The following is a 25,878-nucleotide window of genomic DNA, read 5'->3' as shown; positions in this document are numbered from 1 at the left end:
CAATGCCAATTCGTGTCGACCTGCTCGCGTTAGAGCCCAATGTGCCTGGCCAGGCCCGTTTCACTGTGAAGAAATGGCAGGGTGGTGAGCAACAGCTGGAGTTTTCCATTCAGCGCAACCAGGACGGTTTTTACCTCCAGGACCACAAGGCCTGGAGCAACAATCCATTCTGGTTCAAGGTCTCGCGTTTCAAGCTCACGGCCAACGGCGAAGCTTTGGAAACGCAGGTCGGCCCGGAGGTGGTCGACCCGTTGCTGGAAGGCGGCGCCAACTCGCAATTCCAGATCGAACTGCGCGAACAGAGCCAAGGCCACACCGACAAAGGCGTGGTTCGTCCAGGCGTTGGCGTGCTGCCGTCCACGGCTGGTGGTCAGACACGCTCGACTTACGGCGGCGCCGAACTGACGGCGCCGAGCGCACCGGCACCGGAGATCCCAGAGCTGCCTGAGCTAACCCTGTCCACCGCCGAGCCAGAAGTGGAGCTGGAGTCGGTACTCACCGAGCCCGCCTATACGCCGCCTCCCGCACCGGTGAAAAAAAGCAACGCAGGCCTGATCGGTCTGTTGATTGTGGTGTTGCTGCTGGCGGCCGGCGCCGGTTTCTGGTTCTACAAGCGCGCCCCGACGCCTGCTCCAGTGGCCACAGCCGCTGGTTCCGCACCAGCCGGCGCAGATGCCCAAGCCTGCACCCTCGACAGCATGAACAGCCTGCCCGAACTGACCTTCGTCCAAACCTGCATCAAGGCGGCACCCGACAGTGCCAAGTTGCTGGAGATCATCAACCAGGCCAAGGACGGTAAACACTGCGGCGTCGCCCAGCGTCTGTACGCCAACCGCGCCCAGGCCGGTGATACGTTGATCGCCAACGCCTATGCCCGCGAATACGACCCAAAATACCTGAAGGCCAGCGAGTGCTTCCCGGCTGCGGACAACGCCACCGCCGCCTACTGGTATGAAACCATCCTCACCCAGGACCCGAACAACGCCGAAGCCAAGCAGCGCTTCGAGGAGTTGCAGAAGTGATGCGTTCACCCCTGAGTCGATTCCTGTTGAGCGGTGCCGTCTTGCTCGCACTGTGCATCAGCCCGCTGTCCCAGGCTGAAGACAAACCGCTGATCCAGACCGGTAAAAAGACCCTGTTCCAACGCGTGCTGACCACACCAGGCTGCAAAATCAGCCCGACGGCGGGCAGTGCGGCAGGCGACCCACAACCAGTCTTCAGCCGCTTTTATGTGTACGAGCGCGCCCAGGCGAACAATGCCGAGTGGCTGAAAGTCGGCCCTGACAGCTACGGCAAAACCATTGGCTGGCTGCCCGCCAACTGTACCACCGACTGGAAGATGCAACTGACACTGGCCTTCACCAACCCAGCCAACCGCGACCGCTTACTGTTCTTCAAGGACCGCGCCACTGTCGAAGGCATCCTTGATGCGCCGGATCCGGTCAGCAAAGTCGCGCCGCTGCGAGCCACGCTGAAAAAGGGCCAGCAAGCACCGGGCGTACTGGCTGAAGAACCGGAATACTTCGTCGACCTGCAAAAGCAGTTCTACCTGCTGCCGGTGCTCAGTGGCGAAGAGGTCATGACCGAAAGCGGTTTTCGCACGCGCCTGCTCAACGTCGCCTCCGTCAGCAAGCCGGATGACAAGAACGCCAAGGGCGGTGCTGCTCAGAGCGCTGCCGGCAGCAAGGAAGCCGAAGAGAAAAAGGCCAACCAGCTGAAGGAATTCAGTGCAGCCGTAGTATTTGTTATCGACTCGACGATTTCGATGGACCCCTACATCGACCGTACCCGCGAGGCGATCCGCAAGGTTTACCAGAAGATCGAAGCGCAGAATCTCGGCAAGCAGGTCAAGTTCGGCCTGGTGGCTTTCCGCTCCAACACCCAAGCGGTGCCGGGGCTGGAATATACTACCAAGATGTACGCCGACCCTACCAAGGTGAAAGACAGCGCCGATTTTTTCGCCAAGATCGCCGACCTCAAACAGGCCACCGTGTCGAGCAGCAGCTTCGATGAAGACTCGTTTGCCGGTGTCATGGAGAGCATCGACAAGGTCGACTGGAGCCAGTTCGGCGCGCGCTACGTGGTGCTGATCACCGATGCGGGCGCCATCGAAGGCGACGACAAGCTGTCGAAAACCGGTTTGAGCGCCGCACAGGTGCGGCTCGAAGCCGCCAACCCGGGCGTGGCGATTTACACCCTGCACCTGAAAACCCCGGCCGGAGCCAAGGACCACGCCAAGGCTGAAGCGCAATACAAGAACCTGTCGATCTACCCTGGCACCAACACCTCGCTGTACTACCCGGTGAATGCTGGCGATGTGCAGGAGTTCGGGCGCAAGGTTGACGCTCTGGCCGGGGCGATCACGACACAAGTGAAAGCCGCCTATATGGGCGAAGACGCCATCGGCAGCGCGGCGAACGCCAAGCAGGATCCGGCCGAGAAGAAAATGCTCGAAGACGCGGCGCTGATCGGCCACGCCATGCAACTCGCCTATCTCGGCGAGAAGACCAACAGCAAAGCCCCGCCAGTGTTCAAGGCGTGGATCACCGACCGCGACCTGATCAAGCAGAACATCCCGACCACCGACGTGCGGGTATTGCTGACCAAGTCACAGCTCAGCGACTTGAGCGACGTGATGAAGCAGATTCTCGATGCCGCCAACGAAGGCCTGATTTCACCGACGGAAATGTTCGATCGCCTGCGTTCCGTGGCAGCGACCATGGGCGCCGATCCCAATCAGCTCAAACAGAACAGTAACGCCAAACTGGCGGACATGGGCGTCCTCGGTGAATACCTCGAAGACCTGCCCTATCAGAGTGAAGTGTTGAACCTGGATGAAGAGACCTGGAAGAGCTGGGACGGTCTGGCGCAAGAAAAATTCATCCGCACGCTGAATACCAAACTGCGGCATTACCAGCGTTACAACGCCGATGTCGACCGTTGGGTAGCTTTAGCCAAAGACAGTGATGCGCGGGACAACGTCTACCCCGTACCACTGGAAATGATGCCTTAACGAGACGCCCATGCTCGATATCAAGAACCTGCTGGTACGCCGTGGTGAAGGCGCACAGGCTCATCACGTGCGACTACCGAACTTACAGGTCGGCGTCGGAGAAATTCTCGCCATCACCGGCGAGAGCGGCAGCGGTAAAAGCACGTTGCTCGAAGCCATCGGCCTGTTGCTCGTACCGGTGGAACTCGAGCGCTTTCGCCTGGGCCCGACGCACGCTCAGGATATTGCCCAACTGCTGGCCGCTGACGACCAGCCGGCTCTTGCAGCGGTGCGTTCACGGCATCTGGGATTCATTTTGCAGAGCGGCGGCTTGCTGCCGTTCCTGAGCGTACGTGACAACATCAGCTTGCCACGCCGTTTACTCGGGATGCCGGCAAAGAGCGAGCACATCGACCACGCCGTTGACGTGTTGCGCCTGCAAGGGTTGCTGGATAAACAACCTCAGGCCCTGTCGATCGGCGAACGCCAGCGCGTGGCCTGCGTTCGTGCGATTGCCCATGAACCGCTGCTCCTGCTGGCCGACGAGCCGACCGCCGCGCTCGACCCTCACAGTGCCCGGCGCTTGTTCGAGTTGCTGTTGAGCCTGGTGTCGAGCATGGGCCTGAGTGCACTCGTTGTGTCCCATGACTGGGCCTTGCTGAAGGTTTTCGGCTTGCCTCGACTCGGCGCTGTCAGCCATCAGGGAGAGACTCTGTTTGAACCGATGGATTGATCGCTTGCACCTGCTGGGCTCACTGGCGCTGCAAGATCTCTGGCACGACCGCAAGGTCTCGCTGTGTATCGCCGCCTCCCTGGTGGCGGTGATCGCACCGTTGTTGTTGCTGTTCGGGCTCAAGCACGGGGTGGTCAGCCAGTTGCAGGACGAACTGCTGCGCGACCCGCGCAACCTTGAAGTGAAGATGCTCAGCAACGGCAACTACGACACGGCCTGGATAGAGCGATTACGCCTACGCCCCGAGACTGGTTTTGCCCTCGGCCAGACCCGCTCGCTCAATACCCAGGCTGACCTGCTGATCGGCATGCAACGGTTTGTCGAAGGTGCGGAAATCATCGCCACCGAGCCGGGCGACCCGCAACTGAGCCTGGCGTCACTCAACCCCGTCGGCAATCAAGTGATCCTCAGCGCCAGCGCCGCGCAACGCTTGCAGGCCAAGGTCGGCGACAGCGTGCAACTACAGGCCTTGCGCCGCCTGGATGGGGTCAATGAACGTGGCGAGATGACGCTGACGGTACTGGCCGTGCTCGACGGTTCGCGTTTCGGTCGCGCGGCCGGGTTTGTTGCTCCGCCGTTGTTGCTGGATCTGGAGCGCTTTCGCGACGGCTATCAGGTCAGTGCGTTCGGTATCGCCACCGGCAAGCCTCAGGACAATTTGCAACCGCTGTATGCCCGCGCCCGCGTGTATGCGCGCGACATCGATCAGGTCGCACCGCTGGAACGCTGGCTCAACGAACAACATATCGAAACCTCGAGCCGACTTGCCGACATCGACAACGTCAAAGCCATCAACCATGTCCTGGGGCTGATCTTCAGTGTGATCGCCGTGGCGGCGCTGATCGGCTGTGTGGCGTCGATGGTCGGCGCGTTCCTGGCCAACATCGACCGCAAGCGCAAAAGCCTGGCGGTCCTGCGTCTGCTGGGTTTCAAACGCAGGGCCGTCGGCGGCTTCGTGGTCCTGCAAGCGCTCTTGCTGAGCCTGGCCGGCTACGTTGGCGGGCTGGGGTTTTATACCGCGGGCAGTCATTTGTTCGACTACCTGCTCGGCAGCAGCCAGGCCACCGGCACCTTTGTTTGCCACATCACTGTCTGGCATGGCCTGGCCGCCCTGCTCCTGACCTTTTTGGTCGCTGCACTGGTGGCCGTGATCGGCGCACTGCGCGCCATCAACATCCAACCTGCGGAGAGTCTGCGTGAGCTATAAACGTTTTGGCCTGCTGTTGCCCCTGAGCCTCGGCTACGTGCTCGACACCTCGGCCGCGGGCTGGGAAGAGAAGTATTACAACCCGATGCCCGACGCCTCCGACGTGGTGCTGCCAATGCCTTGCGAAGGCTCGATGGTGTTCCGTAAGGTGTTCATCCCGGTCGCCGGTCCGCTCGACGACTATCCGATCAACATCGGCCAGGACGGTGCGGAATACGGCTACGTCGAACAGACCCGTCCGACCTTTATCGCCGGCAGTTTTACCGGGGCCAAGAACGAAAAATCCCGCTACTACCTGATGGCCAAGTACGAGATGAGTCAGTTGCAATACGCCGCGCTGACCGAAACAACCTGCCCCACCGCCGCCACCAAGATGCGCGTGCCACAAACGGCGGTGAGCTGGGTGCAAGCCATCGACGCCGCCGACAAGTACAACCTGTGGCTGCGCAAAAACGCCGCCGGCAAACTGCCCAAGGAAGACGGCGCGCAGGGCTTCTTGCGGCTGCCGACCGAAGTCGAGTGGGAGTTCGCCGCGCGCGGCGGGCTGGAAGTCGGTGCTGCTGAATTCCGCGACACACACTACCCGATGCCAGAAGGCATCAACGCCTACGAGTGGTTCGCCGGTGCACAATCGTCCAACGGCAAAGTGCAATTGACCGGTCTGCAAAAGCCCAACCCGCTGGGCCTGCATGACATGCTCGGCAACGTCGACGAAATGATGTTCGAGCCGTTTCGCCTGAACAAACTTGACCGCCAGCACGGTCAGGCCGGCGGCTACGTCGTGCGTGGCGGCAACTACCTGACCGCGCAGGCCGACCTGCGGACCGCCTTGCGCAAGGAGGAACCGTATTACAATGCTGAAGGCCAGGTGAAAAACAAGACCACCGGCCTGCGACTGGTGCTGGTCTCCACGACCCTCACCTCTCGTGAACGGGTCGCCAGCATTGAAAGCAGCTGGAAGAAACTCGGCACCGGCAGCAAGGAAACCGAATCCGCCAACAAAGGCACAGTACAATCCCTGAACAGCCTCGCCTCGGGCGTCGAAGACAAAGCGCTCAAGGAAAAACTCCAGGCTCTGGAAAACCAGCTGCGTGCCAGCAACCAGCAGCAGGAAGAAACCCGCGATCAGGCGATTCGCGCCAGCCTCAACCTGGGTGCGTTCCTTTGCACCAAGATGCTCGACGACGGCCAGTACGTGGATTTCCTGCAAAAGAACTACAAGCTCAATTGCGAAAGCGCGGACAAAGACGCCAGTTGCGACATGCGCAAAGGCAAACTCGCGGAGCAAAAGGATCGCCTGCACAAACTCAGCCGTTACTACGCCAGCAGCCTGGTGGAATCCGCTACCTTGTACGGCCAGCCACTGCTTGAAACGCAAGTCCCGGTAATGGAAGAAATCCTCACCCGTAACAAACAGCTTCAAGACCTGAAACCTTACTTGCGCACCCACTGGGCCAATCAGAAGGCATTTCTGCAAAAACAGAAAATCGACACTGAAGCCTGGCTGACCAGCTGCAAAACCGTCACTCAATAACAACGCGTCAACACCGTTACGCAGGAGTTTCACCATGTCGCGCAGCCTTTGGACTCGCTTCAAGCTACAGATCGCTTTCGTTGTCGCCGGCAGCCTGTTAATGACCGGTTGCGCCAACACCGGCAGCTCTATGCTCGGCGAAGGCGACGGTGCCGACCCGCGCCTGACCCAAGGCAATGACGCAGAGTTCTTCAGCAAGTCCGGATACCAGGCCTGCGCCGTCGGCGCCGGTGTCGGCATCCTCGCTTGCGCGCTGTCCAACAGCAGCAACAAAACCGTGTGCGTCATCGCCGCCGGCATTACCGCCTGTGGCGTGGCCATGGGCGCGAACTATTACCTGGATCAACGCCGCGCCGAATACGCCGACACCACCACCCGTTTGGCGAAGATGAACAGCGACGTCGAACAAGACACGCAGAAGGTGATCGCCCGTACCGCGACCGCTAAGCAAGTGATCAATGATGACCAGGCGCAAATTGCCCAGATCAAAAAGGACATCGCCAACAAGAAAGTCGACAAGAGCAAGGCTCAGGCGCAAATCGCCGGGATCGACTCGGACATCGCGCGCCTGCGTAAAGACCTGGCCAACATGCGTACCAAAGTCACCGAGTACAGCAAAGTGGCAGACGCCGAGCGTACACAAGGCACCAGCGCCGAGATCAGGCAGGTGGACATGAACATTCAGAGAATGAACCAGAAAGTCGTCTCCTTGCAGAAAGAAGTTGACGCTCTGTACAGCCAACGCTCCGCAATCACCCTGGGCTAAGCACATGACACTACGACAACTGATGGTCATCACTGCCGTCCTTGCCCTGAGCGGTTGCGCGACCCAGCCTGGTGAGTGCGATGCGACCAATCGCGACAGCAGCATGCTGACCAAGATGAACTGCGACTACTCCGGTGGTTACAGCGATCAGGTCAAGCAGAAGGAGCTGGCCCTGAGCGAGTCCCGTCAGCAAAACGCAATGTTCCGCCAGGTGTACGAGAACATTCAGTCCCAGCAGCTCAGCACCAAGACCGATCTGGCCAGCCAGCAGAAATCCCAGGCAGCGCTTAATCAGTCGCTGGCGCAACTGCTGAACTCGCTCAAGGCTCGGCGGGGCAATGAAGCCCAGGTGCAGAAGCAGATTGCCGACCTCGAGAAGCAGCTCAAGGCTTCGCAAGCGGCGCCAACGACCAAATCAACACCCGCGACACTGGCGGCCAAGCAGCAAGAGCTGAAAGCGTTGCAGAAGAAGGTCAATCAGCTGCAATTCAGCCTCGGCTACGAAGAGTAACCTTTCACCCCGCAGGGCATCCCGACGGATGCCTGCACTTTTTCAGGAATTGTCGTCATGCAGCGGGTCATCAGGGATGCGCAAGCCACAACGGAGGGGATGAGTGCGCTGCAAGCCAAAGTCGCCCTCATCCAGAAACACTTTCCGCCAACCGTCGCCAGTCTGTTTGCTATCCCGCGGATGGGCAGCGGTGACGTGCTGGAATGGTGGACCGAACTGGGTGGCCAACCCACGCCCTATGCCGACCTCAACGAGGACGCGCAACGACGCTTGCTGGAAACCTATGAAGTGCGTCAGACGTCCCTCGGACAGTTGGCGGATGAACTGCAAAATCGCGGTCAACCGACGGAAGCGGACGACCTGCGCAGCCTGCTCGGCGCGCCTGAGCTGGACAAACTCTACAGCCTCAACGGTGAGCCATTGGTAGTGCGCTGGAACCAGCGCCCGCCCAAACCGATCGTGCCGCCGGTGGTGCCGGTCGTGCCGCCATCGCGTCGTGGCTGGTGGATCGCGGCGGCTTTGCTCGCGCTGCTGTTGCTGCTTCTGGCGCTGTGGCTCTGGTGGTTCCTGCACCGAGAGCCGGTTGTCGTGGTTCCGCCTGTAGCGCCTGTAGCGCCTGTAGCGCCGGTGGTGACACCGGTTGAGAAACCGGCTGAGCCAGTCCCCGAGCCTGTTGTGGAACCGGAACCGAAACCTGCTCCGGTACCAGAACCCGCGCCAGAACCGGTACCGGAACCCAAGCCGGTCCCGCCACCAAAACCGGCACCGGAACCCAAGCCGATACCGCCACCCAAACCAGTTCCACCACCAAAACCGGTAGTGGCTGCCCCACCACCAGCCCCGACGCTGGACAACTTCGCATGCCGTAAAAATGCGCCGAACGCAGAGATCCCGCAGTTCGTGGTGGTGCTCGACACCTCGGGTTCGATGAACTTGAACATCAAGTCAGTGAAAGCCGACGAGGACTGGTATTTCGGTAGTGACCTCAACAAGCTCCTGGACCCGAACCGCACCATGCGGCTCACCGCCAAACCCAGCCGCATGGACGTCGCCAAGGACTCGCTGGCAAGCATGATCAACGGGCTGGACCCGAAGATCGACACACGCCTGATCACCTTCGCCGGCTGCGAAAGAACACCGGACCGGGGTGTGTTCAAGTTCGGCGACCGCCCGCGGCTGATCAACGGGATTCGAGGTCTGGTTCCCGACGATGGCACACCGCTGGCCGACAGCCTGGCCCACGCGGCGAGTACCGTCGACGGGCGCAATAACGATGCGGTTATCGTGATGTTTGTCGACGGAGAAGACGGTTGCGGGCAGGACGTGTGCGCGGTATCCCGTCAAATCGCCAGGGAACAACCGCGCCTGCGGGTCAACGTAGTGAAAATCGGTGTTGGCGGCCCGTCACGTTGCATCGCTGAAAACACCGGTGGCCGGGTTTACAACAGCACCAACGCGGCCGAACTGGGCAACCAGTTGAAACAGGCAAGCAAGGAATTATCCAGCAATGCCAAGTGCGATTAGTTTGGGGACTGATCCGGCTTGCCCGCGATGATTCAGCTCAGGTGCTCGACCGCCGGTAACTCCATCGCCTGAACCTCTCCCAAGAGGAAATCGCTGAGCCGGCGCAAACGTTCACCTCCGGGACGGGTTTTCGGCCAGACCAGGTAATATTTTTCGCCGCTGGCGACCGCCGTCGGCCACGGTAAACTCAGACGTCCCTGCGCCACATCTTCCGCCACCATCAGTAGATCGCCCATGGACACGCCATATCCCCGTGCGGCGGCGATCATGCCCAGTTCCAGGGTGTCGAACACCTGCCCGCCCTTGAGCGACACCTGTTCGGCCAGGCCCATGCGCTCCAGCCAGTTGCGCCAGTCGCGGCGGTCCGGCGTCGGGTGCAGCAACTCGGCGTTGCTCAAGCGTTCGACATCCCAGGGTTGGTCGCCCCGCAGGTTGGGCGCGCCGACCGGGATCAACTCTTCGGGGAACAGGTAAATCGCCTCCCAGTCCGGAGGGAAATGCCCGTTGCTTAACAGCACCGCACAGTCGAACGGCTCGTCGTTGAAATCCACGGAATCGACGTCCATCCACGCACTGGTCAGTTGCACTTCGTTACCCGGCTGCAGATGTCGGAAACGACTGAGGCGCGCCAGCAACCAACGCATGGTCAGGGTCGACGGGGCTTTCATGCGCAGGATGTCGTCTTCGGCGCGCAAGGTATTGCAGGCGCGTTCCAGGGCGGTGAAGCCCTCGCGAATACCCGGCAACAACAAACGGGCCGACTCGGTCAGTTGCAGGTTGCGGCCACTGCGATGAAACAAGCGGCAGGCAAAATGCTCCTCAAGCGTACGAATATGTCGGCTGACCGCACTCTGGGTAATCGACAGTTCTTCCGCGGCCCGGGTAAACGACGTGTGTCGCGCCGCCGCTTCAAATGCGCGCAGGGCATATAAGGGAGGAAGACGACGCGACATCAGGAAAGCTCCTACAGCGGTTTTTGGATACCCTAGCAGAAACTATCCAGCATGAGTTTGAATCATGCTACCCATCCTTTTTATCCCTTTGTGCAAACGCCGCAGAGCGCCGAGAATCGACGCTTTCCTGTCCACTTCCAGAATCGAGCGTGATGACCATGCAGCATCCAGCACGTACTGAACTCTGGGCCATCCTGCGGCTGGCGGGGCCGCTGATTGCCTCGCAGTTGGCGCACATGCTGATGGTCCTCACCGACACCCTGATGATGGCGCGCCTGAGTCCTGAGGCGCTGGCCGGTGGCGGGCTCGGCGCGGCGACCTATTCGTTCGTGTCGATCTTCTGCATCGGCGTGATTGCTGCCGTCGGCACACTGGTGGCGATCCGTCAGGGGGCCGGCGACATTCTCGGGGCGACCCGCCTCACCCAGGCCGGGTTGTGGCTGGCATGGCTAATGGCGCTGGTCGCCGGTTTGCTGCTGTGGAACCTCAAACCGGTGCTGCTGCTGTTCGGCCAGACCGAAAGCAATGTCCAGATGGCCGGGCAGTTCTTGATCTTCCTGCCGTTCGCCCTGCCCGGCTACCTGAGCTTCATGGCCCTGCGCGGGTTCACCAGCGCCATTGGCCGTGCGACACCGGTGATGGTCATCAGCCTGGGCGGGACCGTGGCCAACTTCCTGCTCAACTATGCGCTGATTACCGGCATGTTCGGCCTGCCGAAGCTGGGGCTGATGGGCATCGGGCTGGTCACGGCGATTGTCGCCAACCTGATGGCCCTGGCGCTGGCGTGGCACATTCGGCGGCATCCGGCTTATGAGGCTTATCCGCTGCGTCAGGGCCTGTCACGCCTGAACCGCCAGTACCTGAAGGAGTTGTGGCGTCTGGGCCTGCCGATTGGCGGCACCTACGCAGTGGAAGTCGGGCTGTTTGCCTTCGCCGCGCTGTGCATGGGCACCATGGGCAGCACGCAACTGGGTGCCCACCAGATCGCCCTGCAAATCGTCTCGGTGGCGTTCATGGTCCCGGCGGGGATTTCCTATGCGATCACCATGCGCATCGGTCAGCACTACGGCGCCGGGCAACTGCTGGATGCGCGGCTGGCCGGGCGGGTCGGCATTGCGTTCGGGGCGGCGGCGATGCTGGGTTTCGCCATGGTCTTCTGGCTGTTGCCGAATCAGTTGGTCGGTTTGTTCCTCGATCATAACGACCCGGCGTTCCGCGATGTCATCAACCTCGCCGTGAGCCTGCTGGCGGTGGCGGCATGGTTCGAGCTGTTCGACGGCACGCAAACCATCGCCATGGGCTGCATTCGCGGGCTCAAGGATGCCAAGACCACGTTCCTGGTGGGCCTGGGTTGCTATTGGCTGATTGGCGCTCCGGCGGCGTGGTGGATGGCGTTCCACCTGGACTGGGGGCCAACGGGTGTCTGGTGGGGCCTGGCGCTGGGGCTGGCGTGTGCGGCGGTGAGCCTGACGCTGGGGTTTGAGTGGAAGATGAAGCGGATGATCAAGCGCGAGCCGGTGTCAGAACCATTCGAGGCGATTCAGGCCGAGTGAGATCCCTGTGGGAGCGAACCCTGTGGCGAGGGGGCTTGCCCCCGTTGGGCTGCGAAGCAGCCCCGAGGACGGCAATCGTGTAATGTCAGGACTATCGCATTCTCTGGTCTTGCGGTTGCTACGCAACCGAACGGGGGCAAGCCCCCTCACCACAAGAGCCCGCCCCTCAGGCTTAAGTCAGCTTACGACTTCCAGCGGCGGCTGCTGGCTGGAGCCAAACATCAGATATTCCACCAGTTCGGCCAGCGGCAATGGCTTGCTGATCAAATACCCCTGCACCTGATCGCATTCGAACCCGCGCAGCAGATCCAGTTGCTCCGGTGTCTCCACACCTTCGGCGACCACTTCAAGGTTGAGGTTGTGCGCCAGGTTGATCATCGCGTGGACCAATTTGCGGTTTTCTTCACGCTGCTCCATACCGCCGACAAAGCTCTTGTCGATCTTCAGCAAAGTGATCGGCAGGCTGTTGAGGTGCACGAACGACGAGAAGCCGGTGCCAAAGTCGTCGAGGGAGAAGCGCACACCGAGGCGCCCGAGGGCGTCCATGGTCTGCTTGACCAGATCGCTGCGGCGCATCACGGCCGTTTCGGTCAGTTCGAACTCCAGCCACTGCGCCTCGACGCCGCGCTCGGCAATCAGGCGGCTCAGGGTCGACAGCAACTGGCTGTCCTGAAACTGCCGGAACGACAGGTTGATCGCCATGTGCAACGGCGGCAGGCCCAATTCAAGCAGCGCCTGCATGTCGCGCAAGGCCCGGGAAATCACCCAGTACCCCAACGGAACGATCAGACCGCTTTGCTCGGCCAGCGGCACGAATTCGCTTGGCGGCAGCAAGCCGCGCTCGGCATGTCGCCAGCGCACCAACGCTTCGAGGCCGACGATCTGCCCGTCTTCGAGGTTCAACCGTGGCTGGTAGTGCAATTCCAGCTCATCGCGGCGCAGTGCCCGGCGCAGTTCGGTTTCGAGGTCGGCGATGCTGCGGGCATTGCGATTGATGCGTTCGTTGAAAATGTGAAAGGTGCAGCCCTGGGTGCTTTTGGCCTGCTGCATGGCAATGTGCGCGTGCCACATCAGCGGGTCCGCGCCGGCCTGGGCCCGGGCGTAAGCGATGCCCAGGCTGGAGCCGATCAACAGGCTTTCGCCGTCGATCCAATAGGGCTCGGCCAGCGCTTCGCTGATGCGCTCGGCCATCCACTCGGCACGCTGGGGAGCGCGACGGGTGTCGATCAACAGCGCGAATTCATCGCTGCCCAGGCGTGCCAGTTGATCGCCGGCTTCAAGCTGGCTCTTGAGCCGCGCCACCACTTGCAGGATCAGGCGGTCACCGGCCTGATGGCCGAGGGCGTCATTGGCATAACGAAAGTTGTCGAGGTCGAGATGACCGAGGGCCAGGCCGCGACCGTCGTTTTCCGCCAGCCGCGCCGTCAACAGGGTCTGGAAGCCCTGGCGATTGGCGATGCCGGTGAGCGGATCTTGCTCGGCCAGGCGTTGCAGGGTGTTTTCCAGGACGCCACGTTCGCGCACATGGCGCAGGCAACGGCGCAACATGCCCGGATCGAGATGATCGCGCACCAGCCAGTCACTTACACCGTCGGGCGGGGTCAGCGGCTCATGGTCGAGCAGCAACACCGTCGGCAGGCTGCAACGGCCCGGCGCCGGTTGAAGTTGCGGGATGGTCAATAACACCGCGCTGCGGTTGTCATCGAACAGGCTGCTGACCGACTCCCAACTCGGCGCGCTGATGAGCACGGCCGAGCTCCCCATCGGAGCCAGACACTCGCGCAACAACGCTGCCCACGCTGGCTCTTCGGCCAGTAGCAGCAAACGCAAGGGTTCGACAGGCGTAGACAAGCTAGCTCCCTAGACTCTGCAAAGATGTAGGCGACGGGCATTATGCCGTCCCGATGACCAATGACAATGACATCAGTTATCAAAACGAGCCCTTTGTATCCGGAATTACGAACATTAGCCGCAAATTCGTTGCGCATCCTGCGTGAAAGTAACAAAACCGGCAATTACAGATAGCGCGGTACGTCACAAGTCGGACAGAGCAGCACAATTCGCTGAGCCTGTTAAAATGCCGGCCCATTTCGTGACTGACTCCTGAATTTACCTATGTCCCGACTCAATCCCCGGCAGCAAGAAGCCGTGAGCTACGTCGGCGGCCCTCTTTTGGTGCTCGCCGGTGCAGGCTCCGGCAAGACCAGTGTGATCACGCGCAAAATCGCGCACCTGATCCAGAACTGCGGCATCCGCGCCCAGTACATCGTCGCCATGACCTTTACCAACAAGGCCGCCCGCGAGATGAAGGAACGGGTCGGCACCCTGCTGCGTGCCGGTGAAGGTCGCGGGCTGACGGTCTGCACCTTCCACAACCTGGGTCTGAACATCATCCGCAAGGAACACGTGCGGCTGGGCTACAAACCGGGCTTCTCGATCTTCGACGAGACCGACGTCAAGGCCCTGATGACCGACATCATGCAGAAGGAATACTCGGGCGACGACGGTGTCGACGAGATCAAGAACATGATCGGCGCCTGGAAAAACGACCTGATCCTGCCGGCCCAGGCCCTGGAAAACGCGCGAAATCCCAAGGAGCAGACCGCCGCCATCGTCTACACCCACTACCAGCGCACGCTCAAGGCGTTCAACGCAGTGGACTTCGACGACCTGATCCTGCTGCCGGTGAAGCTGTTCGAAGAACACGCCGACATCCTGGAAAAGTGGCAGAACAAGGTGCGCTACCTGCTGGTCGACGAATACCAGGACACCAACGCCAGCCAGTATTTGCTGGTGAAAATGCTCATCGGCAAACGCAACCAGTTCACCGTGGTGGGCGACGATGACCAGTCGATCTACGCCTGGCGCGGTGCCCGCCCGGAAAACCTGATGCTGCTCAAGGAGGACTACCCGTCCTTGAAAGTGGTGATGCTGGAGCAGAACTACCGCTCCACCAGCCGCATCCTGCGCTGCGCCAACGTGCTGATCTCGAACAACCCTCACGAATTCGAAAAACAGCTGTGGAGTGAAATGGGTCACGGCGACGAGATCCGCGTGATCCGCTGCCGCAACGAGGACGCCGAGGCCGAGCGCGTGGCCATGGAAATCCTCAGCCTGCACTTGCGCACCGACCGTCCGTACAGCGATTTCGCGATCCTCTATCGCGGCAACTACCAGGCCAAGCTGATCGAGCTGAAATTGCAGCACCACCAGGTGCCGTATCGCCTGTCCGGCGGCAACAGCTTTTTCGGCCGTCAGGAAGTGAAAGACCTGATGGCTTACTTCCGCCTGATCGTGAACCCGGATGACGACAACGCCTTCCTGCGGGTGATCAACGTGCCGCGCCGCGAGATCGGCTCGACCACGCTGGAAAAACTGGGTAACTACGCCACTGAACGCAAGATCTCGATGTACGCCGCCACCGACGAAATCGGCCTGGGTGAGCATCTGGACAGCCGCTTCACCGATCGCCTGTCGCGCTTCAAGCGCTTCATGGACAGGGTTCGCGAGCAGTGCGCCGGCGAAGACCCGATCTCGGCCCTGCGCAGCATGGTCATGGACATCGACTACGAGAACTGGCTGCGCACCAACAGCTCCAGCGACAAGGCCGCCGATTACCGCATGGGTAACGTCTGGTTCCTGATCGAGGCGCTGAAGAACACCTTGGAAAAAGACGAAGAAGGCGAAATGACCGTCGAGGACGCCATCGGCAAACTCGTCCTGCGTGACATGCTCGAGCGTCAGCAGGAAGAGGAAGACGGTGCCGAAGGCGTGCAGATGATGACCTTGCATGCGTCCAAGGGCCTGGAATTCCCCTACGTGTTCATCATGGGCATGGAGGAGGAAATCCTCCCGCACCGTTCCAGCATCGAGGCCGACACCATCGAAGAAGAACGTCGCCTGGCCTACGTGGGCATTACTCGCGCGCGCCAGACCCTGGCCTTCACCTTCGCCGCCAAGCGCAAGCAGTACGGCGAGATCATCGATTGTGCGCCAAGCCGCTTCCTCGATGAGTTGCCACCGGACGATCTGGCCTGGGAAGGCAACGACGACACACCGACCGAAGTCAAAGCCGTGCGGGGCAACAACGCATTGGCAGATATACGCGCGATGTTAAAGCGCTAGAATTGACAACTTTTATATGACCTTCGGCGCACAGGCGCCAAAAGAGGACAGCTTCATGGAAGCCCTGCACCAGAAAATTCGCGAACAAGGCATTGTGCTTTCCGACCAGGTCCTGAAGGTCGACGCCTTTCTGAATCACCAGATCGACCCGGCCCTGATGAAGCTGATCGGCGACGAATTCGCCACGCTGTTCAAGGACTCGGGCATCACCAAGATCGTCACCATCGAAGCCTCGGGCATCGCCCCGGCGATCATGACCGGCCTGAACCTCGGTGTGCCGGTGATTTTCGCCCGCAAGCACCAGTCCCTGACCCTCACCGAAAACCTGCTGTCGGCGACCGTTTACTCGTTCACCAAGCAGACCGAAAGCACCGTGGCCATCTCCCCGCGCCACCTGACCAGCAGCGACCGCGTGCTGATCATCGATGACTTCTTGGCCAACGGTAAGGCGTCCCAGGCGCTGATTTCGATCATCAAGCAGGCCGGCGCGACCGTGGCGGGCCTGGGCATCGTGATCGAGAAGTCGTTCCAGGGCGGCCGTGCGGAGCTGGATTCGCAGGGTTATCGCGTGGAGTCGTTGGCTCGCGTGAAGTCGCTGGCCGATGGTGTCGTGACCTTTATCGAGTAAGCCGGGAAACAGTAATACCTTGTGGGAGCGAGCTTGCTCGCGATTGCATAGTGTCAGTCGACATCTCGTTGACTGACACACCGCTATCGCGAGCAAGCTCGCTCCCACAGTTGATTTTGGGTGGGCAGTTATTGCGCGGTGGCTTTCAGGCCGGTGAGCAGCAACCGCTGATACAACTCCTCCTTCAGCCCCTCCGGGTTGGCCAGCCGCATGCGTTCCAGATGCCCCGGGAACGCTGCTGCCTCCGGCGCATCCAGCGCTGCCTTGCCCAGTTCCAGCACCTCGCTCAGCTTGAACTTGCTCTTGAGCCAGTTCAGCGCCCGCAACACATCTCGCTCGACCTCGGTGAAATCACAGCCCAGCGGATACTCTGGAAAAAGCAGCGGATGCAGGGCCTCAATCGCCTGCAAACGCTGCGGACTGTTATCGGTAAAGCGTGGATCGAGACAGAAGTCCTTGGGCAATTTGCCGACCTTCTGCGCCTGTTCAGTCAACCCCGACTGAAAACGCGAGTCGCTGATATTGAGCAAGGCTTCGATCACCGCCGCATCGGTTTTGCCACGAAGATCGGCGATGCCATATTCGGTGACCACGATGTCCCGCAAGTGCCGGGGAATCGTGCAGTGGCCATACTCCCAGACGATGTTCGAGCTGACGTCGCCGCCAGACTCACGCCAGCTGCGCAGCAGCAACACCGAGCGCGCGCCTTGCAGCGCATGACCCTGAACCACGAAGTTGTATTGCCCGCCTACGCCGCTGAGCACACGTCCGTCTTCGAGCTGATCCGCCACCGCGGCACCCAGCAAGGTCACGGTGAACGCGGTGTTGATGAACCGCGCATCCAGGCGCTGCAAGCGCTTGAGTTCTTCCTGCCCGTAGAGCTCGTTGATGTAGCTGATGCGGGTCATGTTGAATTCGAGCCGCTTGTTTTGTGGCAATTCGCGCAAGCGTTCGTAGTAGCTGCGCGGACCGAGGAAGAAACCGCCGTGCACCGAGATGCCATCGGTTTGCGCAGCCCTGTCGAGGGTGCCGGCATTCGCTTGCTGCTGGGTCGCCACGTCCGGATAAACCTTGCGCCGCACGATTCCGGCATCGGCCAGTACCAACAAGCCGTTGACGAACATTTCGCTACAGCCATACAGGCCTTTGGCGAACGGTTCGATACCGCCCTCGCGCTCGATCAGTTGCGCCCAGTGGCTCAGGTTTACGTCGGCCAGCAACGCCTTGTAAGCGTCGTTGTCCGCTTGCCGCGTCAGCAGCGCCGCCGTCAGCGCATCGCCCATGGAGCCGATGCCGATCTGCAACGTACCGCCGTCGCGCACCAGGGTGCTGGCGTGCAGGCCGATGAAATGGTCCTGGCACCCCACTGGCATGTTCGGCGTGGAAAACAGCGTGGTGTGGTCTTTCTCATCGATCAGCAGGTCGAAGGTGTCGATGCCCAGTTCCGCATCACCGGGCATGTAAGGCAGATCGTTGTGCACCTGACCGACCATCAGGATGGTTTCTCCGGCGGCACGGCGCTTGGCGATCATCGGCAACAGGTCGAGGGTGATGTCCGGGTTGCAGCTCAGGCTCAAGCGGTCGGGATGCTCGGCATGGCTGGCCAGCAGTTGCGCCACCAGATTCAACCCGGCGGCGTTGATGTCCCGCGCCGCATGGCTGTAGTTGCTGCTGACGTAATCCTGCTGAGCCGTGGCACTGTTGAGCAGGCTGCCGGGCTGCATGAAAAACTGCTGGATGTGGATGTTGCCCGGGAGTTGATCGCGACGCAGGTCGGCGAGGAAATCCAGCTCCGGATAATCGCCGAACACCCGTTCGACAAAGGGTTCGAGGAAGCGCTTTTGCAATCCGTCGCCCAAGGGCGGGCGTCCCAGGCACAACGCGGTGTAGATCGTCAGCCGCCGCTCGGGCAACTGTGCGATTCGTCGATACAGCGCGTTGACGAAGTGATTGGGTTTGCCCAACCCCAGAGGCAGGCCCATGTGGATATGCGCCGGCAACCTTGCCAGGACGTCATCGACTGCCTGTTCGATAGAGCACAGCTGAACCATCGGTTCCTCCCTCACGTTCCATGACTTGGGTTTGGACCGAGATTGCCGGGTCTTTGCTGCAATGAACAGCCTGTACCGGCCAATCGCCCGACACAAATACCTCTGTAGGAGCTGCCGCAGGCTGCGATCTTTTGATGTTGATCATAAAAAAGATCGCAGCCCGCGGCAGCTCCTACAGGGAACCGACAGGCACAAAAAAGCCGCTCGAAAGCGGCTTTTCGGCAGCAAGACCCAGGCTTATTTCAAGCCAGACATCTTCTGGATGGCGCCTTTGAGCTCGGCATCGGAGCAGTCGGCGCAAGTGCCTTTAGGCGGCATCGAGTTGATACCGGTAATGGCTTTGGCCAGGATGCCGTCGAGGCCGCCCTGGTGATCGGCACGTTCTTTCCAGGCGGCAGCATCACCGATTTTCGGTGCGCCCAACAGGCCTGAACCGTGGCAAGCGTTGCAATGTTTTGCAATCACTTCATCCGGGGTTTTTGCACCGCCACCGCCACCGGCGGAAGCGGCCACTTCCATGCCCTTGCACTCTTTACCCTGAACACAGACCTGGCCGACTGGCTCAAGGCGTTTGGCGATATCGTCGTTGGTCGCAGCCTGAGCGCTGACACTGACAGCCCATAGGGCCAATACGGTTGCTGGTGCAGCCAGCATTTTCATAATTAGGTTCACGCGTTCACCCTCAATGGTGGCTAGTCACGCCTACGGCCACGGTTCGCAGGCGGGCGCAAGTATAGCGGTAAGCCCGTCGCACTGAAACAACCCCAAAGTCGCAAGGGTCTTAGGCTGCGGCGGAAAAACGGCCCGGGCGCCTCTGCGATGCTGGCAGGACGCCTCTTTTCTTAGAAATTCGCCGGTGTGGCTGCGCTGATTAGTCGCGCAGGCGCATCGAACGGATTCCGGAAACGGTGTGGCTTGGTACTTTCAAAGTAGTAGCTATCACCGGCTTCGAGGACAAAAGTTTCGAGACCGACCACCAGTTCCAGTTTTCCTTCGACCAGGATGCCGGTTTCCTCACCCTCATGGGTGAGCATCTCGTCACCGGTGTCGGCACCTGGCGGATAGATTTCATTGAGGAATGCGATAGCCCGGCTCGGGTGCGCCCGGCCGACCAGTTTCATGGTCACGGCGCCATCGGAAATATCGATCAGCTCATTGGCCTTGTAGACGATCTGGGTCGGCTTTTCCTGCAGGATTTCTTCGGAAAAGAACTCGACCATGGACATGGGAATCCCGCCCAACACCTTGCGCAACGAACTGATCGAAGGGCTCACGCTGTTCTTTTCGATCATCGAAATGGTGCTGTTGGTGACGCCCGCCCTTTTGGCGAGCTCACGCTGGGAAAGGCCTTTGAGCCTACGGATGGATTGCAGTCGTTCACCGACGTCCAAAGCTTGCGCCTCCAGGATTCAAGATTATTGGAATAGTGGACGTTATCATGGCGACAGCGTTCAGTATTTACAACACCTTGACCTGAATCCTGCTCAGCGAGGCGACTTCCGGTCTGGAGCCTTGCGCACTAAGCCCCGGAATAGAGCAGTGGCACCCGGCGCAGGTTGCAGAAAATCTGGTAAGGAATCGTCCCGGCTGCCATGGCTACATCGCTGGCAAGGATGTTTTTGCCCCACAACTCGACGGTCGAACCGAGACCGGCCTGCGGTACATCGGTCAGGTCGATGCAGAGCATGTCCATCGACACCCGGCCGATCAACTGGCTGCGCTGCCCGGCAACCAGCACGGGTGTGCCGGTCGGTGCCAGACGCGGGTAGCCGTCGGCGTAACCCAAGGCCACCACACCAATGCGCATCGGTTTGGGCGTGATGAATCTGGCGCCGTAACCGACTGGCTCGCCAGCCGGCAATTCGCGAACACTGATGACTTTCGATTCCAGGGTCATGACCGGCTGCAGCCGCGATGCCACTTCATTGGCCTCTTCGAACGGTGTGGCGCCATAGAGCATGATGCCCGGACGTACCCAATCGCTCGGAATCTGCGGCCAACCGAGCACCGCCGGCGAGTTGCGCAGGCTGACCTCGGCGGACAAGCCCTTGCGCGCCGCTTCAAATACCGCCACCTGATCGGCACTGGCCTGTTCGTGCAGTTCATCGGCACGCGCAAAGTGGCTCATCAGCACTATCTTCGCGACCTTGCCGCTGGCCAGCAGCCGTTGATAGGCCGCCTGATAATCCGCCGGATGCAGCCCCACGCGGTGCATGCCCGAATCGAGCTTCAGCCACACGGTGATCGGCCTGCTCAACGCGGCTTTCTCGATGGCTTCGAGTTGCCACAGCGAATGCACCACGCACCAGAAATCATGTTCGACGATCAGCGCCAGCTCATCGGCTTCGAAAAAACCTTCCAGCAGCAGGACCGGTGCACGAATGCCCGCCGCCCGCAGCTCCAGCGCCTCTTCGATACAGGCCACGGCAAACCCGTCCGCTTCGGCTTCCAGCGCCTGGGCGCAACGCACCGCACCATGGCCATAGGCATCGGCCTTGATCACCGCGAGGGCCTTGGCCCCCGTGAGTTCGCGGGCGATTCGGTAGTTGTTGCGCAGGGCTTGAAGGTCGATCAGGGCACGGGCAGGACGCATGGCGGCACACTTCTGGTCGGGTTATCGGGAAGAAAAACCGGCGCTGGCTGACAGCGTGAACCACCAACAGCACCGGGAGAGGGATCTTTTCTGACAGGCTTATGGCAGAGCGGCTACAACTGACAGCTCGACCAGGATTTCCGGTTCGCACAATTTCGCTTCAACGGTGGCACGGGCCGGGGCGACGCCTTTTGGCAGCCAGTTGTCCCATACCGCGTTCATGCCTTCGAAATGCGCATCGATGTCTTTCAGGTAAATCGTCACCGACAGCAGGTTGTGCTTGTCGGTGCCGGCCAGATCGAGCAAGCGCTCGATGTTGGCGAGGGTTTCACGGGTCTGCTGTTCAATCCCGGCGTTCATGTCGTCGCCAACCTGTCCGGCCAGGTAAACCGTGCCGTTATGGGTGACGATCTGACTCATGCGCTCATTGGTGAGCTGGCGCTGGACTGACATGCTTTGCAGACTCCTGGGTTTTGTTGCCATAACGGGAAATATCGAGGCCTTCGGCGCTGATCTGCGGCTTTTTCTTCGCCATCAGGTCAGCCAGCAAACGGCCGGAGCCACAGGCCATGGTCCAGCCGAGGGTGCCGTGACCGGTGTTCAGGAACAGGTTCTTGAACGGGGTGGCGCCAACGATCGGCGTGCCATCCGGAGTGGTCGGACGCAGGCCGGTCCAGAAATCGGCCTGGGCCAGATCGCCGCCCTGAGGATAAAGGTCGTTGACGATCATCTCCAGGGTTTCCCGGCGACGCGGGTTCAGCGACAGGTCAAAACCGGCAATCTCGGCCATGCCGCCGACGCGGATGCGGTTGTCGAAACGGGTGATCGCGACCTTGTAGGTCTCGTCGAGAATGGTCGAAGTCGGGGCCATCGCCGGGTTGGTGATCGGCACGGTCAGGGAGTAGCCCTTGAGCGGGTACACCGGCGCCTTGATCCCCAGCGGCTTGAGCAGTTGCGGCGAGTAGCTGCCCAGGGCCAGCACGTAGCGGTCGGCGGTTTCCAGCTTGCCGTCGATCCATACGCCATTGATGCGGTCACCGGCGAAGTCCAGACGCTGAATGTCCTGGCCGAAACGGAATTGAACACCGAGGTTCGCGGCCATTTCTGCGAGCTTGGTGGTGAACATCTGGCAATCGCCAGTCTGGTCGTTCGGCAGGCGCAGGGCGCCGGCGAGGATGTCAGTCACGCTGGCCAGCGCCGGCTCAACGCGGGCAATGCCTTCACGGTCGAGCAGTTCGAACGGCACGCCGGACTCTTTCAACACGGCGATGTCTTTTGCGGCGCCGTCCAGTTGAGCCTGGGTGCGGAACAGTTGGGTGGTGCCGAGGCTGCGGCCTTCATAGGCGATGCCGGTTTCGGCACGCAGTTCATCGAGGCAGTCACGGCTGTACTCGGACAGACGGACCATGCGCTCCTTGTTCACCGCATAACGGCTGGCGGTGCAGTTGCGCAGCATCTGTGCCATCCACAGGTACTGGTCGATGTCGGCAGTGGCCTTGATTGCCAGGGGCGCGTGGCGCTGCAACAGCCACTTGATGGCCTTGAGCGGCACACCTGGTGCGGCCCACGGCGAGGCATAACCCGGCGAGACCTGCCCGGCGTTGGCGAAACTGGTCTCCATGGCAGCAGCCGGCTGCCGGTCGACGACCACCACTTCAAACCCGGCACGGGCCAGATAATAAGCACTGGTGGTACCGATGACGCCGCTGCCCAAGACCATGACGCGCATTTTCATATCCCTCATCGCGGCTAACCGCTGACGTTTGTTGTTCAGAGCTTTAGATGCGCGCAGTGTAAAAAAGATTTGCCAGTGCTTTTCACTATATAAGCGCCTATATTTGGCGACAATTCTCGGCAAAAACCCTTTTCACGGAGGCGCATCCCCTATGCGGACCAACACTCAGACTAAACGTGAGCTGGACAAGATCGACCGCAACATCCTGCGGATCCTGCAAGCGGACGGGCGGATTTCCTTTACCGAGCTTGGGGAAAAGGTCGGGCTCTCGACCACGCCCTGTACTGAGCGGGTCCGGCGTCTGGAGCGCGAGGGGATCATCATGGGCTACAACGCCAGACTCAACCCGCAACACCTGAAGGGTAGTCTGCTGGTGTTCGTCGAGATCAGCCTGGATTACAAATCCGGCGATACGTTCGAAGAGTTCCGACGTGCGGTGCTGAAACTGCCCCATGTACTGGAGTGTCATCTGGTGTCAGGGGATTTCGACTACCTGGTGAAGGCGCGGATTTCCGAGATGGCCTCGTACCGCAAATTGCTGGGCGACATCCTGCTCAAGCTGCCCCATGTGCGGGAATCCAAGAGCTATATCGTGATGGAAGAGGTGAAGGAGAGTTTGACTTTGCCGATTCCGGATTGAGGAACAAAGGATCAAAAGATCGCAGCCTTCGGCAGCTCCTACATAGGAGCGCGTGGCCCGCTGCGATCCTTTAAACCAGCACCTGCCGGGTGCTGGCCATGTACTCGAACACCTGTTTCTCCACCCGCGGATGAATCAACTCCACCGGCCCGCGCCCATTCGGGCATGGCAAGGTCTTGGTGGTACCGAACAACCGGCAGATCAGCGGCCGTTCGTCATACACAGTGCAGCCATTGGGCCCCAGATGCACACAGTTGAGCTCTTCCATGGCGGCATCCTGCTCGGCGCGCGTCTTGCGCGGCAGGCGCGACATTTCTTCCGGCGAGGTGGTCACCGGCCCGCAGCAGTCATGGCAGCCGGGCACGCACTCGAATGAGGGAATCTGTTGGCGCAATGTGCGGATTGTCTGGCTGTTGCAGCTCATTGCAGCGGTGACCCAAAGCGGAATAGAGCGCGATTCTGACGCAAAAGCCCCGATCCAGACAGCACCAGCCGACCAATGTTGCCCGTCCGGGAAGGTCCGGCTTATGCTCCGTCGAATTTTCTAAACGCAAGAACCAGGAACACGCACATGACCCCACGTGCTCAACAGCCTGCTCTGAACCACACCACGTCCTACTACGCCGCCGCCAGCCTGCCGCAGCCCGAACTCCCGATGCTCAAAGGCGAAGTGCTGGCTGATGTGTGCGTGGTGGGCGGCGGATTTTCGGGGTTGAACACGGCCCTTGAGCTGGCCGAACGCGGCCTCAGCGTGGTGTTGCTTGAAGCCCACAGAATCGGTTGGGGCGCCAGTGGACGCAATGGCGGGCAACTGATTCGCGGCGTCGGCCACGGCCTTGATCAGTTCACCAGCGTCATCGGCGCCGAAGGCGTGCGGCAAATGAAACTCATGGGCCTGGAAGCCGTGGAAATCGTCCGGCAACGGGTCGAGCGCTTCCAGATCCCCTGCGACCTGACCTGGGGTTACTGCGACCTCGCCAACAAGCCCCGTGATCTTGAAGGGTTCGCCGAGGATGCCGATGAACTGCGCAGCCTCGGATATCGCTACGAGACCCGTTTGCTGCAAGCCCATGAGATGCACACCGTGGTCGGTTCCACACGGTACGTCGGCGGCCTGATCGATATGGGCTCGGGGCACCTGCACCCACTGAATCTGGCCTTGGGCGAAGCGGCGGCGGCGCAACGACTGGGGGTCCGACTGTTCGAGCGGTCGGCCGTGACCCGCATCGACTATGGACCCGAGGTCAAGGTCCATACCGCCGAGGGCTCGGTGCGCGCCAAGACCCTGGTGCTGGGCTGCAACGCCTATCTCAACAACCTCAATCCGGAACTCAGCGGTAAAGTCCTGCCCGCCGGCAGCTACATCATTGCCACCGAACCACTGAGCGAGGAACAGGCCCACGCCCTGCTGCCGCAGAACATGGCGGTCTGTGACCAACGGGTGGCGCTGGACTACTACCGGCTCTCGGCGGACCGCCGCCTGCTGTTTGGTGGCGCTTGCCATTACTCCGGCCGCGACCCGAAAGACATCGCCGCGTACATGTGCCCGAAAATGCTGGATGTCTTTCCGCAACTGTCTGGTGTGAAGATCGATTATCAATGGGGCGGCATGATCGGTATCGGCGCCAACCGCCTGCCGCAGATCGGGCGGCTCAAGGACCAGCCAAATGTGTATTACGCCCAGGCTTATTCCGGTCATGGCGTGAATGCCACGCACCTGGCCGGCAAGCTGCTGGCCGAAGCCATCAGCGGCCAGCACAGCGGCGGCTTCGATCTGTTCGCCAGGGTGCCGCACATCACCTTCCCCGGCGGCAAGCATTTGCGCTCGCCGTTGCTCGCGTTGGGGATGTTGTGGCATCGGCTGAAAGAGTTGGTCTGAAGGTTTGGCGGGGCCTGTACCGGCGCCATCGCGAGCAAGCTCGGTCCCACAGTGTTTGGCGGTGTTCACAAGATTTGTGTTCACCACCGCTCCTTGTGGGAGCGAGCTTGCTCGCGATGAGGCCCTGAAGAACACTCCAAAGCTCAGATCCGCCAGAAAGGCTTCAGCCCCTCCTCCAGCGCCTGCTCCCGCGTCAGTCCGACATCCTTGAGCTGATCCGGAGTCAGCGCCAGCAACGCCTTGCGCGTGTGCAGCCGGCGCCAGAACCGGTCCCAACGACTCAGGCCGGACGACGCATTGTGCATGCCCGCCTCCCGCGCGCCGTTGTTCTGCCCAGTCGCCAGTTCCTGACTGTGTAATGTCAGCCGCACATCGCTCAAACCGTTCATCTTGGATGCTCCTGTTTACTTGGGTAGCCAGAGGTTCCATGATGCGTGGGCGCGCAAAAGCATTA

Annotated in this window: 23 protein-coding genes; 13 read left to right on the top strand and 10 right to left on the bottom strand. The window is 60.8% G+C overall.

Features of this window, described 5'->3' with window-relative positions:
• Positions 1-2 precede the first annotated feature (2 nt).
• The 8 genes from KW841_RS01355 to KW841_RS01320 are packed head-to-tail and all read left to right on the top strand — an operon-like array spanning position 3 to position 9,267.
• Positions 3-1,022 carry a hypothetical protein gene (locus KW841_RS01355; RefSeq protein WP_218473136.1) on the top strand — a complete coding sequence of 340 codons (1,020 nt, stop codon included), beginning with the start codon at positions 3-5 and terminating at the stop codon, positions 1,020-1,022.
• On the top strand, positions 1,022-3,013 hold the full coding sequence (locus KW841_RS01350) for a vWA domain-containing protein (protein WP_218473495.1): 1,992 nt from the start codon (positions 1,022-1,024) through the stop codon (positions 3,011-3,013). Before KW841_RS01355 ends, KW841_RS01350 begins: the two co-directional genes overlap by 1 nt.
• Positions 3,014-3,023: 10 nt before the next feature.
• Positions 3,024-3,725, top strand: coding sequence for an ABC transporter ATP-binding protein (locus KW841_RS01345; RefSeq protein WP_218473135.1), 702 nt, complete (start codon positions 3,024-3,026; stop codon positions 3,723-3,725).
• On the top strand, positions 3,709-4,932 hold the full coding sequence (locus tag KW841_RS01340) for an ABC transporter permease (protein ID WP_218473134.1): 1,224 nt from the start codon (positions 3,709-3,711) through the stop codon (positions 4,930-4,932). The genes KW841_RS01345 and KW841_RS01340 overlap by 17 nt, the downstream gene beginning before the upstream one ends.
• A complete protein-coding gene (locus KW841_RS01335) occupies positions 4,922-6,466 on the top strand; it encodes an SUMF1/EgtB/PvdO family nonheme iron enzyme (RefSeq protein ID WP_218473133.1) in 1,545 nt (514 codons plus the stop codon). The genes KW841_RS01340 and KW841_RS01335 overlap by 11 nt, the downstream gene beginning before the upstream one ends.
• Positions 6,467-6,500: 34 nt before the next feature.
• The gene (locus tag KW841_RS01330) at positions 6,501-7,232 is read left to right on the top strand and encodes a hypothetical protein (RefSeq protein WP_218473131.1); all 732 of its coding nucleotides are present in this window, start codon (positions 6,501-6,503) and stop codon (positions 7,230-7,232) included.
• A 4-nt stretch (positions 7,233-7,236) separates the two neighbouring features.
• Positions 7,237-7,743, top strand: a complete 507-nt coding sequence (locus tag KW841_RS01325) for a hypothetical protein (RefSeq protein ID WP_218473129.1) — start codon at positions 7,237-7,239, stop codon at positions 7,741-7,743.
• 57 nt (positions 7,744-7,800) lie between these two features.
• On the top strand, positions 7,801-9,267 hold the full coding sequence (locus KW841_RS01320; protein ID WP_218473126.1) for a VWA domain-containing protein: 1,467 nt from the start codon (positions 7,801-7,803) through the stop codon (positions 9,265-9,267).
• Positions 9,268-9,299: 32 nt separating this feature from the next.
• On the opposite strand, the gene KW841_RS01315 is transcribed toward KW841_RS01320, so the two are convergent.
• The gene (locus KW841_RS01315) at positions 9,300-10,220 is read right to left on the bottom strand and encodes a LysR substrate-binding domain-containing protein (RefSeq protein WP_218473124.1); all 921 of its coding nucleotides are present in this window, start codon (positions 10,218-10,220) and stop codon (positions 9,300-9,302) included.
• A gap of 158 nt (positions 10,221-10,378) precedes the next feature.
• Between KW841_RS01315 and KW841_RS01310 the strand changes: the two genes are divergently transcribed.
• Positions 10,379-11,773 (top strand): NorM family multidrug efflux MATE transporter, encoded by a 1,395-nt coding sequence (locus KW841_RS01310; protein WP_218473122.1) that lies wholly within the window; start codon positions 10,379-10,381, stop codon positions 11,771-11,773.
• Between the two features lie 177 nt (positions 11,774-11,950).
• On the opposite strand, the gene KW841_RS01305 is transcribed toward KW841_RS01310, so the two are convergent.
• A complete protein-coding gene (locus KW841_RS01305) occupies positions 11,951-13,624 on the bottom strand; it encodes a bifunctional diguanylate cyclase/phosphodiesterase (protein WP_218473120.1) in 1,674 nt (557 codons plus the stop codon).
• 264 nt (positions 13,625-13,888) lie between these two features.
• Between KW841_RS01305 and rep the strand changes: the two genes are divergently transcribed.
• Both rep and KW841_RS01295 read left to right on the top strand, forming a co-directional pair.
• Positions 13,889-15,898, top strand: a complete 2,010-nt coding sequence (gene rep / locus KW841_RS01300; RefSeq protein WP_007975144.1) for a DNA helicase Rep — start codon at positions 13,889-13,891, stop codon at positions 15,896-15,898.
• Positions 15,899-15,953: 55 nt separating this feature from the next.
• Complete coding sequence (locus KW841_RS01295) at positions 15,954-16,526, top strand: xanthine phosphoribosyltransferase (protein WP_007975145.1); 573 nt, start codon at positions 15,954-15,956, stop codon at positions 16,524-16,526.
• 128 nt (positions 16,527-16,654) lie between these two features.
• Here the strand turns inward: KW841_RS01295 and KW841_RS01290 are convergent, their stop codons facing one another.
• The 6 genes from KW841_RS01290 to dadA form a co-directional block, all read right to left on the bottom strand.
• Positions 16,655-18,577: an acetyl-CoA hydrolase/transferase C-terminal domain-containing protein gene (locus KW841_RS01290; protein WP_218473118.1), complete on the bottom strand. Its 1,923-nt coding sequence runs from the start codon at positions 18,575-18,577 to the stop codon at positions 16,655-16,657.
• Positions 18,578-18,814: 237 nt separating this feature from the next.
• Positions 18,815-19,237: a cytochrome c5 family protein gene (locus tag KW841_RS01285; protein ID WP_033047925.1), complete on the bottom strand. Its 423-nt coding sequence runs from the start codon at positions 19,235-19,237 to the stop codon at positions 18,815-18,817.
• A 182-nt stretch (positions 19,238-19,419) separates the two neighbouring features.
• A complete protein-coding gene (locus KW841_RS01280; protein ID WP_007975150.1) occupies positions 19,420-19,968 on the bottom strand; it encodes a cupin domain-containing protein in 549 nt (182 codons plus the stop codon).
• Positions 19,969-20,096: 128 nt separating this feature from the next.
• Complete coding sequence (gene alr / locus KW841_RS01275; RefSeq protein ID WP_218473115.1) at positions 20,097-21,170, bottom strand: alanine racemase; 1,074 nt, start codon at positions 21,168-21,170, stop codon at positions 20,097-20,099.
• 99 nt (positions 21,171-21,269) lie between these two features.
• Positions 21,270-21,623: a RidA family protein gene (locus tag KW841_RS01270; protein ID WP_007975152.1), complete on the bottom strand. Its 354-nt coding sequence runs from the start codon at positions 21,621-21,623 to the stop codon at positions 21,270-21,272.
• Complete coding sequence (dadA, locus tag KW841_RS01265; protein ID WP_218473112.1) at positions 21,595-22,899, bottom strand: D-amino acid dehydrogenase; 1,305 nt, start codon at positions 22,897-22,899, stop codon at positions 21,595-21,597. The genes KW841_RS01270 and dadA overlap by 29 nt, the downstream gene beginning before the upstream one ends.
• 157 nt (positions 22,900-23,056) lie before the next feature.
• Here dadA and KW841_RS01260 point away from each other — a divergent pair, with 157 nt between their 5' ends.
• Entirely contained in the window at positions 23,057-23,545 is a 489-nt protein-coding gene (locus KW841_RS01260) for an Lrp/AsnC ligand binding domain-containing protein (protein ID WP_007975155.1), read from the top strand.
• Positions 23,546-23,615: 70 nt separating this feature from the next.
• Here the strand turns inward: KW841_RS01260 and KW841_RS01255 are convergent, their stop codons facing one another.
• Complete coding sequence (locus KW841_RS01255) at positions 23,616-23,969, bottom strand: YkgJ family cysteine cluster protein (protein ID WP_007975156.1); 354 nt, start codon at positions 23,967-23,969, stop codon at positions 23,616-23,618.
• 147 nt (positions 23,970-24,116) lie between these two features.
• Between KW841_RS01255 and KW841_RS01250 the strand changes: the two genes are divergently transcribed.
• Positions 24,117-25,424 (top strand): FAD-binding oxidoreductase, encoded by a 1,308-nt coding sequence (locus KW841_RS01250; protein WP_218473110.1) that lies wholly within the window; start codon positions 24,117-24,119, stop codon positions 25,422-25,424.
• Positions 25,425-25,567: 143 nt separating this feature from the next.
• Here the strand turns inward: KW841_RS01250 and KW841_RS01245 are convergent, their stop codons facing one another.
• A complete protein-coding gene (locus KW841_RS01245) occupies positions 25,568-25,813 on the bottom strand; it encodes a DUF1127 domain-containing protein (protein ID WP_218473108.1) in 246 nt (81 codons plus the stop codon).
• Positions 25,814-25,878: the final 65 nt, after the last annotated feature.

It is taken from the genome of Pseudomonas sp. PDM28 (assembly GCF_019219115.1).
GTDB classification, from domain to species: domain Bacteria; phylum Pseudomonadota; class Gammaproteobacteria; order Pseudomonadales; family Pseudomonadaceae; genus Aquipseudomonas; species Aquipseudomonas laurylsulfatiphila.
This window is presented reverse-complemented; position numbering and strand designations above follow the sequence as displayed.